Below are 10,805 nucleotides of genomic sequence, written 5' to 3' on the forward strand. Positions count from 1 at the left end.
GCGGATAAGTTTTAAGGCACTGTGAATAAATCGAAATTTATCCACAGTTTGAGTATTTCACTTGAAGTTTTAGCAGTCAGAAGATTAGATCACACCACAAGCAATACGATCACCCCCACCGCCCAAAGGCTTAGGATGGTCAGAATAATTATCACCACCTGCATGAACCATAATGGCACGACCTTGAATATCTGCCAGTTTTAAACGTGGTGCATAGACAGTTGTTTTAGCATGACCTTCAGTGTCAACGTTGAGTACGGGTAAATCACCTAAGTGTCCATCATTAGGTGTACCATGTTCCGCAACTTGTGTGGGATTGAAATGACTTCCTGCTGCAAGTGCAGCACCCATTTTCCCATCTTTTTCAGCAGGTTCGCATGAGCCTTTTTCATGGATATGGAAACCATGAAAACCCGAAGGCAGTTGGGTTAAGTCTGTTGAAATTTTTAAGCCTTGTGTACTGTCTTCTAAGAGAATCGTCCCAATTTTTTCACCAATGCCTGTTGCACTGACTGTATGTACATCGACAGATTGATGTGCTGCATTTTTGGATGTTGTTGTGGTTGTCGTACAGGCAACAGTTGTGAATCCAACCAATACAGACAAAGCTGCAAATTTAAACTTTTTAGCAAATGGCATGCTTAAGCATCCTATGTTCTATTGTGTATTCATCTATTCAAACAAACTCAACACTATGGCTCAGTGTTAAATAAGTATTTGAATGTAAAAATTTATTAAAAAATAAATTATTTGGGTGCTTTGAAATCATTGTCCTCAATATCATAAGCCATGGTTGCATCAGGTAGCTGTTGTGCTTCGCTAGTTTCATGTAACCATTCGCGCCAAATCGCCAATAAAATCGCCAAAATTACAGGGCCGATAAATAAACCGACTAAACCAAAACTCGCCAAACCTCCTAAAACTCCAAACATGATGAGTAAAAAAGGAATTTTGGTTGCACCTGAGATCACTAAAGGACGGATGACATTATCTGCTGTGCTGACAATACAAACACCCCAAGCCATCACGCCAATGGCTTCAATCGTCATGCCTTTAGAGAACAACCAAAGTGATACAGCGCCATAAGCCAATGGCGGTCCAAAAGGAATGAGTGCCATCAAAAATGTGACAATGGTCAACACCATTGGATTTGGAGCGCCTGCCACAAAGTAGCTGATACCTGCAAGTAAGGATTGAGCAACAGCAGTCAAACCTACCCCATAAACAACTGCACGTGTCGTTTCAGAAATGGTGTCTATATAGTGATGGATACGTGGGCCAATGATTTTTTGTAGCGCTTGGCTGACTTGACTGACGATGGTTTGCCCATCACGATAAAAAAAGAACAATGACATAATGGCAAAACACAGTTTTACCAGATTTTTCGAAATTTCACTGAGCACAAATTTGCCGTAATTTAGATGTCCCTGAATCCAAACACCAATATTTTGAGAAATACTGCTTGGGTTTTCATTGATATCATGCACAATGCGAGAAATTTCTTTGCCTATAATTGGCAGTTGACGCAAAAAGTCAGGTGCATTCAGTTGACCCGAAGACAATTGTCGCTGAATATCAAAATATAAATTCCGCCCTTCATGTTGCAACATGAAAACACCAAAAATCAAAGGGATACCTATTACCAAAACCACAATGGTAATCATGATGGTAGCGCTTAGACTTGGACGATTTTCACCACACATACGCAAAATACGTTTATACAACGGCCATGTCATATAGGCGATAATACATGCCCAAAGCACAGGAACAATAAAGTATTTGAGAATATCAAATCCTAAAAAAATCAGGATAAATAATAAGCCAAATAAAAGTACACGCTGCAAAGTGGAAGTGAAATCGGACACGAATTTCTCGAAATTAATTAATTATCGTATAGTTCATATTAACTGAAAAATAGGTTCAGGCAATGTTAAATGCATCACCTGAAATATTATTTTTTAAATTTTTGAGGCGCTGTTACTTAAAACCAATCACTCGGATCATCAATTAAAGCATCCAAAAGTGGTTGCCATTGCATTTGAAATTGTACAAAATTTTTCTGATGTTTATCGAAAATAGATAAGCCTTGCATTGCCAATTGACCATAAGCACTGCGTTCAGAAATCCATGCCAAAGGCTGCTGTTCGATTTTTTCAAAGAATTGCTGAATGTCTTTAGCGCTTGCACTGTTAGGTTTAACACGATTGGCAACCAATAGAATATCAACTTTGCCTTTACGAATACGTTTAATTTCTTGAATATGCTTTAAAAAACGCTTAGTACTGTCAATGTCGAAAAAAGAAGGTTGTAAGGGGGTAACAATTGCATGACATTCACTGATCAGTTGCTCAGCATGTGAACCTGTCAGTGCCCCTGGCGCATCAATAATGAGATATTGTAAATTTTTGGGTGCATCGCCAATCGACTTTTCATGACGCCAATCTAAACTTTGAATTTCATTGGCATCACTCGGTCGCTGTTTTAACCATTGCAAGGCAGATTTTTGATTATCAGCATCCGCCAGTGCCACACTATAGCCTTTTTGTGCAAGCGCAGATGCGAGGGTAATCGCAGTAATGGTTTTTCCGCAGCCACCTTTTTGATTTGCAATGAGAATTGTTTTCATAGTTTTTAACTGATTCGCCAAGCCCGTCCTATAGCTAGCTTAGCATTATTTTTCAAGCTGTAGGTTACAGATGACAAAAGTCTTAGAGTTGTTTACATTGAAAATTATTTTATAAAACCTAAGCTTAATTTTAAGCCCAATTTAGCAAAAGAATAGGAAGCAATTATGTCACTGTGGATGGCAATGCTGATCGGCGCATGTATAGGCATTGTTTTAACAACCTTGGTGCTGTCCAATACACGAAATGGCAAAATCAAAGCAGAATATGAGCGTTATATTGTTGAGTTAGAACTTGAACATCAGCAAGTTTTGGCAGAGGCAAAAAAGCGTAGTGTAAATACCAGTCGTGCCGTTTTAAAAGGAAAAATGGCAGAGCAGCTTGCACCGATTATGCCCGAATTTCAGTATTTACCGAGTGATGCTAAGTTTTTGGGTGATCCAATTGATTATGTTGTTTTTGATGGTTATAGCGCATTCCGTGATGATGAAGGCGCAGCTGAAGATATTGAAATTGTATTGATCGACATAAAAAGTGGAGGCGCTCGTTTGACCAAAGGGCAACAAGCCATTGCCCAAGCCATCCGTGAGGGTCGGGTGCGTTTTGAAACCATTCGCATTGATTTTGATGATTAGATATATAGAATTTTTCTAGGCTTTTTGTACTCGTGCAAGCAACATTCGGCGTCCTATTTTAGGTAGGTCATCGGCATCAAAATAATATTTTTCGACAAATTTAAAATTTGCATTTGATAAATACAGTTCAATATTACGGTTTAAATGGCAACCATCAGCAATGACTTTTTGTACTGGGGTCAAGATATCTTGTAGTTTTCTCAGGGTGGCATTGTCATGATATTGCACATGTTCAACCAAATGCAGTGTACCTTTAGGTTTTAACACCCGATGAATTTCCGCTAAAGCTTGTTCTAAATTGGCAATGCTACACATTGTCCATGTACTGACAATATTATCTAAGGAATTGTCAGCAAAAGGTAATTTTTCTGCACTGGCTTGAATGTGTTTTACATGAAAAGGGGTATTTAAAACATTCTTTTGTGCCAAGTGGTACAGATCAGCATTGGGTTCTAAGGCGATCAGTTCTTCTACCTGATAAAAAGGTAAGTTTAAACCTGTTCCGAAACCGATTTCTAAGGCAGTGCCATGCACTTTTCTTAATAATTCTGCACGAGCATCCATCATACTTGCGGTTTGCATGATTTGATTGAGCAAATGTGGGAAAATACGTTGTTGGTAAAATTTATAAATCATCATTATTCACATTTTTTCTTTATTCAGATCTGAGTTTAACCAAAATTATGGCATGAAGCGAAGACAAAAAAGCCACCAATTTTCTATATTTTGTTACTTAAACTCGATTTTATTTTAATATTCATCCGTGATACTGGATAAGTACTTTAAAAATAGGGATGTTAGCGGTGGAAATAAAACGAACTTTATTCTGTGCTGTCGCACTGGCATTCTGTGCATTTCAAGTCAATGCTTCAAAGTCAGTTGAATATAATATCGCCAATGGTTTAGCCCCATTGATGAAAGACCAAAAAATTTCGGTACTTGAGCCTTTTCATGGTGAGTTTCGGATTTTGGGTTCAAAAGAATATAGCGATGATGAACAAGCAAAATTTTCACCCATTGATTATGCTGTGACACGTGGCATTTTCACTGAGCCTGAAATTGCACGACAAATCTCGATCAATCAATATGATCGTTTTTTAAATTGGAAAATGGCACGTCCACCTGTACCAGCTAAATTGGCAACACAAATGGTGAGCAATATGCATATCATTCCTGCCAACCCTCAAATTGCCCAAGAAATCAAAAAGGTCAAGCGTGGTGACTTGGTGCGGTTAACAGGAGATTTGGTACAAGTCAATGATAAAGATTTGGTTTGGAAATCCGCACTTGACTGGAATGGTGTGGGTGATGGGGCGTGTAAATTGATTCGGGTAGATTCGATTCAATGGGTAGAGAAGCAAAATATTTAACAGTCGTTTTTATATTGTGAATGTTTGAGTCACACTTTTAAAAGTGTTAAGGTTTCTGTGTTTATAAAATAATCGTGTTGTATAAAAAGAGTTAATTTAAATGAAAGGCTTTTGCGTTGTTGCGACTTTACTGACGGGGATGGTTTTAGGCGGTTGTCAAAGTAGTAGTCCTACTGTAGATGGAAAAACTCATCAATATTCACTGAAGCAACATTGTCCAACTTTAATGGAAATGAATGTAGGTGAAGTGGTGGTCTTTACTGCACCTGAAAATCCAAGTACGGGTTATCAATGGAAACTTTTACAACCTGTTAAGAATTTTAAAATAGAAGAAACTTATCTGCAAAATGAAGCTGAAGAAGGCAGTGTAGGTGTGGGTGGAACAAAGGTTTTTCGTTTTACTGCATTACAAGCAGGGCATGAGTATATTGAATTAGTGCATGTGCGTTCTTGGGAATCAACCAAACAGCCTGATCAACAGTGGCAATGTCGTATTCGAATTTCTTAAAGCTAAAATATATGCGTTAAGATTGGATTTCATAATGAAATCCAATCATCTATAAAACGAGTCTCACTTATTTTGTTGTCTTCGTCTTCCAGTTGTCCAATTGTGCTTCTGCACTCAGTAAATCACTCATACCACGTACCGATTCAGCAGGATTATTGTCTTGATCCTTTGTATCAGTTTTACTGTCAAAACTTTTGGCTTGATTTTCCCAATATTGATAGAGCAAACCTTGAATATAGCGCCCTTGTTCAGTTTTTAAATCCAGCTCTTTCAACATATTGAGTGCAGATTGGATACTGTCACGTTTACGCTGTTGGTCGATTTCCTCTGTTAATGTACCTGCTTGATCCATTTTTTCTAAATCTGCTTCAAGCGCTTCATTCATGGCATCAAATTTTTCTTGATATTCATCAAGTAAAGTAATGTCGGCAGCATCTTGTGGCGTACTTGCAAAGTTTTGAATCGGTTTGGTCTTTAGTTCTTTCATGACGGCTTCGGAACTTTGCTTGCTCTGATCTGTTGATTGATTTTCATTTTTATCATTTTGTGAAGAACATGCACTGAGCAAGACAACACTACTGATCACAGTTGCATAAGCCAAAGATTGGAATAGACGCATGAAGATAAAGCTCCTTCAGATTTTATGGTTTTAATTTTTTGAAGTGGTAAGCATAGGTGACATAAGGAAAATCAATAATATCATGTGCAAGCTTACCTGTGTGTTCAAATACGATGTGCTCAAATTGTTGCTTTAATTCTTGCTGCTGTGTGGGAGGCAGTGCGGCAATAAAGCTTGTAGACAATAACCGTTTACTTACTACATTTTCAACTGTTCCTGTTTGTATTTGTGCAAAGAATTGTAGGCTAACAAATTCAAATAAAAACTGATGATTAAAAACCTGTTTCCATTGTTCATTGTGGTAGCGAGGGGTGTCACCTTCAAAGGTTGCGATCAAATCTGCCAATGCTTTGACCCATACAACATTTTCATCTCGCTGATTCCATACCAAACCTAAATGTCCTTCGGGTTTTAAAATATGGTGAATTTCATTTAACGTCTCGATATTGGCAAACCAATGAAAAGCTTGTGCACATAAAACTGCATCCACGCTTTGTGATGGCAAGTCGATTTGATCACTTTTATTTTGTAAGGTTTTGACCTCAGGATGTTGTTTTTGCAACTGTTCTAGCATTTCTGCCACTGGTTCAACTGCAATAATATCGGTGCTTACTTGCTTTAAATAAGGTAAAAATTTACCTGTGCCTGCACCTAAGTCTACGGCTGTGGCATTGCTTTGTAATTTCAGCTCATCAATTAGCCAATTAACAATTTCAGATGGATAATTTGGACGAACTTGTTGATATAGTTCAGCAGCAGAGCTGAAGCCTTTCTGTGCAGCAGGATGTAGAGAATGTGTCATATTTTGCGCTTTTTTATCTGTGTAGACACGATAAAATATGACACTTGATGCGATGAATAGGCAAGTTATCTATTTATTTAATTTTAACGAAAGATAAGAGAGCCGTTTCTCGGTATTGCAATGGACAAGCACATCATTTTTGAAGACGATCATATTCGCGCGATTTATTTACAAGGTACAACTGACACCTTAGTGCTGTCATTTGGTGATTTGATTACCCGTGCCAAAGGCTTGTCTATTAATGCTGAAAAATCATTGATGAAATATGACTATAGCGTGGTTGGCATCATGCCAAAACAAAAGTCATGGTTTCCTGCATCAAGCATGTTGGCGTTGCTTGAACACTTACAACCGATTTTAAAACAATTTCAAAAAATTGTCGGTTATGGTGGTTCAATGGGTGGCTATGCTGCAATTAAATATTCAAAACCTCTACAGATGACTCGTGTCGTCGCGATGGTGCCACAGTATTCGATTGATCCAACAGAAGTGGAAGACAAGCGTTATACTGATTTTTATGATGCAACTTTAAATGCTGATATGCGCATTCAAACACAAGATATTGTGGAAGATTGTGAATATATCATTGTATATGATCCGTATTTTGAAAATGACAAAGAACATTATTTAAAAATTAAACCGTTGATTCCGCAGCTACACACTTTGCATTTGCCATACACAGGGCATGATGCGATTGCAGTGTTGGCAAACTCAGCGTTATTGCATGATTTTATTGAACATCCTTATGATCAGACTTATTTTTATAAGCAAATTCGAGATGTGAAAAAGAACAGCAAATTTTACTATCGCAGTGTCATCGCACATTTGTTAGGGACACATAACGAGGCTTTAGGGAAAATTTTAAAAGGTATTGATTTACAACTCGACAGTACCTTTTTTGATGCCAATTTAAAGCAAACGATTACTCGCATTTTATTGACCAATAAACGTGTCGATGAACAAGATTTACAAAAATTGGGCATTCAGGTCAATTTAGCCTTTGAAGAAAAAACCCAGTTACAAGACTGCTTTGGCAATATCATTGTGTTTAATGTTATTACCCAAAAGCTTGAAAGTTATAATCAGCAAGTTATTGATGTAAATGGAAAATATATTATCCCACTGAATGTTGAACACAGCGGTTTGGTTGAAATCGAAGTGAAAAAACAGACCTATCTGATCTGTATGAATGACCGCCGTGTGACCAAATTGTTCAAACGTGATGATGCTTTGTCGATGGATATGAATCCGATTGTCATTAAAAAATGTACAGATTTTTATGTGCTGAGCTATAAAAATTTATATATGCGTTGTGACGAATTGGGTAATTGCTATTTTGATGCTGAAAGTGTGCAAGAGACTGAAAAGTTTAGCATCGTTTAAACACATTTTTTCAACTCAGTCCGTGAAAATAGGCTGAGATATTCCCGAAAATCAGAGAGGGTTGCAGCGGCTTTCGGGTTTAATTCAATGCGTTCTTGTTGGGTACTAAACTTGCCTTGATTCTCTGATAAATTAGTTAAGCCCCCATCAGAGTAGTGATATTCATAACGTGCGGCATACAGTAAGCTTTGCTGTTTAAAAATATAATTTTCTTTCACTCTGCCCAGTTCACCAAAAAATATTGCTTCAATTTTGCAACCTTGCTTTCCTTTAGCAAGTCGAAAAGTATTTCCCTCTGTTGTTTCATATTGTTCAACATTTTCGATGGACTGTAAGGTCGTGTCGGCATGTGTAAATAGACTACACAGAGACAATGAAAGTAGAGACAAACGAAGATTGCGTGATGAGAAATAGCGTAGTTGTGGCATTTTATTGTTCCTATTTTTAGCATGTATAATATGTGACAAAATTGGCGAAAATACAAATTGAGCCATCGTCAGCAGTAAAAACTTTCATGCAGAAAATACTGTGTTATATTGGATGTCATTCATGTAAAATTTTTATTTTAATTTCAATAGATTTAATGTGATATATAAAGTAATTGCATTTAAAAATTGAAGTTAAAATCATTGAAAATAGATCGAATCAGTCAGGGAAAGACTTTTGAAATAACGTACAGTGATTGAGCGTGAGTACAATCACTGTGACATAAACCAAGGAAAAATAATGATTAAGGCACAGGCAACTTCTGTACTGAAAAAAATAAGAAAGAAAGCAGCACAGCCTAAGCAAGAACGCACCCAAAAACGTATGCAAATGGTGATCGAGAAAACTCAAGAGTTATTGCTTGCTGTAGGGATTGAACAGATTTCGATTCCTGAAATTGCCAATGCAGCAGGGATTCCACGCACCAGTATTTATCAGTTTTTTCCAACCAAATACGATTTGCTCAGACATATTGCTTTGCTGCATCTAAATGTTTTAGTGACAAGGATCGGGCAAGCAGCAATCGTAGTACTGAGTGAAAATCCACAGTCTTCAATTGAAGAATATGGTAAAAAACTTTCTGCCAGTATGATCAGAACCACCGCAGATTTTTTTAATGAATCTGAAGTGGCGAGCTTGATTATTTTAAGTGGACCATTTACCCGTCAAGCTTATATGGAATATCAAGTTGAGTTGAAAAAGGTCAGCGCAGGTGTGCGAAAGGCATTGGAAATGATCCAAGTCGACAGTTATGTTCCACAACAACCTGATGCTTTGACGATTCTTATGGAATTGGTTTTTACCTGTATGAAACATGGCTATTACACTGAAAATTATATTTCCGAAGCGATTATTCAAGAGGCGTATCGGATTGCGATTAGTTACTTATTTTCCTTAAAAAATAATGATTTTGTGTTAGCAGTAGATCTACCCCCATCACATTAAAACGCAGTTTTTAAAAGAAAATTATGCTAACTTTTCATAGATTTTTGAATTGTGAGCGTAGGGAAAGCCATGAAAGGTGTATTTTTAGATTATTCATCATTGGATAAAAATGATTTGGATTTTAGTGGCTTAAAATCCTGTTTTGATGATTTTCAATTGTATGCATCGACAACACCTGAGCAAGTACTTGAACGTATTCAAGAGGCTGATGTCGTGATCAGTAATAAAGTGGTATTGAATGCTGAACATCTACAACATGCGCAAAATTTAAAATTGATTCTAATCTCTGCGACTGGAACAAATAATGTTGACCTTGTGCAAACTAAGCAACAAGGCATTGTGGTCTGTAATTGTCAGGGCTACGGCACTGCAGCTGTAGCACAGCATACGATTGCACTGATGTTGGTTTTGGCGACTTCTTTGATTAAATATGATCACGCAGTTAAACAAGGTGAATGGAATAAGTCCCCGATTTTTTGTCTGCTTGATTTTCCGATTGTTGAATTATCAGGTAAAACTTTGGGCATCGTGGGTTATGGCGAACTTGGTCAAGCTGTTGCACGTTTAGCAGAAGCCTTTGGCATGCATGTTGTGGTTGCCGCATTGCCAAATCGTACTGTGGATGCTGGTCGTGTCCCTTTTGCTGAACTTTTACCACAAGTTGATTTTTTAACTTTGCATTGTCCATTGACCACAGAAACTGAGAATTTAATTGGTGAAGCAGAGTTTGCTGCCATGAAGTCTTCAGCCTTTCTGATCAATTGTGCACGGGGTGGCATTGTCAATGAACAAGCTTTGGCAAATGCACTGCGACAAGGGCAAATTGCAGGTGCTGCAACTGATGTGTTAACTGTTGAACCACCAAAACAAGGCAATATTTTATTGGCTGATGACATTCCAAATTTAATCATCACGCCGCATAGTGCATGGGGTAGTGTGGATGCAAGACAACGAATTGTTAGTCAAATGATTGAAAATTTAAATGCATTTATAGATGGCAATGTGATTCGACAAGTGAATTAATTTTTGAGATTGCATGTAAAAAAATCCCTCAGCGAATGAGGGATTTTAAACGATTTTAAATCGCGTGCTAAAAATTAAGCACCTGCTTTAGTTGTTTGTTCAGCAGGTTTTGCCTCTTCGCCACGGAAGAAATTTTTCGTTTTTTCCCATGTTCTAGAGAAGAAACCTTGTGTTTTTTCAGACTGATCTTTAACAACTTCTTTGGTTTGTTCAGCTTTTTCTGCAACAAAATCTTTTGCTTCAATTGATTTTTCAACAGCAACATCTTTTGCATGTACAGTTGAATCTACAACTGCATCTTTTGCAGCAACAGTTTTAGTAACTACAGCATCTTTTACTTCAGTTGTTTTAACAGCAGTCGCATCTGCTGCATGTGTAATTTTGTCTTTTGCGATGTCTTTCGTTTCAAC

14 protein-coding genes are annotated in these 10,805 nt (G+C 37.5%); 6 read left to right on the plus strand and 8 right to left on the minus strand.

Annotation, left to right across the window (positions count from 1 at the left end; translation table 11 throughout):
* Nucleotides 1-84: 84 nt before the first annotated feature.
* The 3 genes from sodC to AVJ19_RS08035 all read right to left on the minus strand — a co-directional run bounded on the left by sodC (nucleotide 85) and on the right by AVJ19_RS08035 (nucleotide 2,626).
* Nucleotides 85-639, minus strand: coding sequence for a superoxide dismutase family protein (gene sodC, locus AVJ19_RS08025; protein WP_111859232.1), 555 nt, complete (start codon nucleotides 637-639; stop codon nucleotides 85-87).
* A 107-nt stretch (nucleotides 640-746) separates the two neighbouring features.
* Nucleotides 747-1,865 (minus strand): AI-2E family transporter, encoded by a 1,119-nt coding sequence (locus AVJ19_RS08030; protein ID WP_111859233.1) that lies wholly within the window; start codon nucleotides 1,863-1,865, stop codon nucleotides 747-749.
* A gap of 116 nt (nucleotides 1,866-1,981) precedes the next feature.
* Nucleotides 1,982-2,626 carry a ParA family protein gene (locus AVJ19_RS08035; RefSeq protein ID WP_111859234.1) on the minus strand — a complete coding sequence of 215 codons (645 nt, stop codon included), beginning with the start codon at nucleotides 2,624-2,626 and terminating at the stop codon, nucleotides 1,982-1,984.
* A gap of 165 nt (nucleotides 2,627-2,791) precedes the next feature.
* On the opposite strand from AVJ19_RS08035, the gene AVJ19_RS08040 reads away from it, so the two are divergent.
* Nucleotides 2,792-3,259: a Holliday junction resolvase-like protein gene (locus AVJ19_RS08040; RefSeq protein ID WP_111859235.1), complete on the plus strand. Its 468-nt coding sequence runs from the start codon at nucleotides 2,792-2,794 to the stop codon at nucleotides 3,257-3,259.
* A 15-nt stretch (nucleotides 3,260-3,274) separates the two neighbouring features.
* Here the strand turns inward: AVJ19_RS08040 and AVJ19_RS08045 are convergent, their stop codons facing one another.
* Nucleotides 3,275-3,895: a class I SAM-dependent methyltransferase gene (locus tag AVJ19_RS08045; protein ID WP_111859248.1), complete on the minus strand. Its 621-nt coding sequence runs from the start codon at nucleotides 3,893-3,895 to the stop codon at nucleotides 3,275-3,277.
* Between the two features lie 173 nt (nucleotides 3,896-4,068).
* Between AVJ19_RS08045 and AVJ19_RS08050 the strand changes: the two genes are divergently transcribed.
* On the plus strand, nucleotides 4,069-4,629 hold the full coding sequence (locus AVJ19_RS08050; protein ID WP_111859249.1) for a hypothetical protein: 561 nt from the start codon (nucleotides 4,069-4,071) through the stop codon (nucleotides 4,627-4,629).
* Between the two features lie 100 nt (nucleotides 4,630-4,729).
* Nucleotides 4,730-5,137 (plus strand): protease inhibitor I42 family protein, encoded by a 408-nt coding sequence (locus AVJ19_RS08055; protein WP_111859236.1) that lies wholly within the window; start codon nucleotides 4,730-4,732, stop codon nucleotides 5,135-5,137.
* Nucleotides 5,138-5,204: 67 nt separating this feature from the next.
* Here the strand turns inward: AVJ19_RS08055 and AVJ19_RS08060 are convergent, their stop codons facing one another.
* Complete coding sequence (locus AVJ19_RS08060; protein WP_111859237.1) at nucleotides 5,205-5,756, minus strand: hypothetical protein; 552 nt, start codon at nucleotides 5,754-5,756, stop codon at nucleotides 5,205-5,207.
* A 22-nt stretch (nucleotides 5,757-5,778) separates the two neighbouring features.
* Nucleotides 5,779-6,558: a class I SAM-dependent methyltransferase gene (locus tag AVJ19_RS08065; protein WP_111859238.1), complete on the minus strand. Its 780-nt coding sequence runs from the start codon at nucleotides 6,556-6,558 to the stop codon at nucleotides 5,779-5,781.
* 120 nt (nucleotides 6,559-6,678) lie between these two features.
* Between AVJ19_RS08065 and AVJ19_RS08070 the strand changes: the two genes are divergently transcribed.
* The gene (locus AVJ19_RS08070) at nucleotides 6,679-7,941 is read left to right on the plus strand and encodes a hypothetical protein (RefSeq protein WP_111859239.1); all 1,263 of its coding nucleotides are present in this window, start codon (nucleotides 6,679-6,681) and stop codon (nucleotides 7,939-7,941) included.
* Here AVJ19_RS08070 and AVJ19_RS08075 read toward each other — a convergent pair.
* On the minus strand, nucleotides 7,938-8,369 hold the full coding sequence (locus tag AVJ19_RS08075) for a hypothetical protein (protein WP_111859240.1): 432 nt from the start codon (nucleotides 8,367-8,369) through the stop codon (nucleotides 7,938-7,940). The two genes, AVJ19_RS08070 and AVJ19_RS08075, sit on opposite strands and share 4 nt — an antisense overlap.
* Nucleotides 8,370-8,667: 298 nt before the next feature.
* Between AVJ19_RS08075 and AVJ19_RS08080 the strand changes: the two genes are divergently transcribed.
* Nucleotides 8,668-9,372, plus strand: coding sequence for a TetR/AcrR family transcriptional regulator (locus tag AVJ19_RS08080; protein WP_111859241.1), 705 nt, complete (start codon nucleotides 8,668-8,670; stop codon nucleotides 9,370-9,372).
* A 69-nt stretch (nucleotides 9,373-9,441) separates the two neighbouring features.
* Nucleotides 9,442-10,395 carry a 2-hydroxyacid dehydrogenase gene (locus AVJ19_RS08085; protein WP_111859242.1) on the plus strand — a complete coding sequence of 318 codons (954 nt, stop codon included), beginning with the start codon at nucleotides 9,442-9,444 and terminating at the stop codon, nucleotides 10,393-10,395.
* Nucleotides 10,396-10,469: 74 nt separating this feature from the next.
* Here AVJ19_RS08085 and AVJ19_RS08090 read toward each other — a convergent pair.
* On the minus strand, nucleotides 10,470-10,805 hold a 336-nt coding region (locus AVJ19_RS08090; protein ID WP_416240577.1), incomplete at its 5' end, for a hypothetical protein.

Origin of the sequence: Acinetobacter sp. CFCC 10889 (assembly GCF_003268395.1) — a bacterium.
Taxonomy (GTDB): Bacteria; Pseudomonadota; Gammaproteobacteria; order Pseudomonadales; family Moraxellaceae; genus Acinetobacter.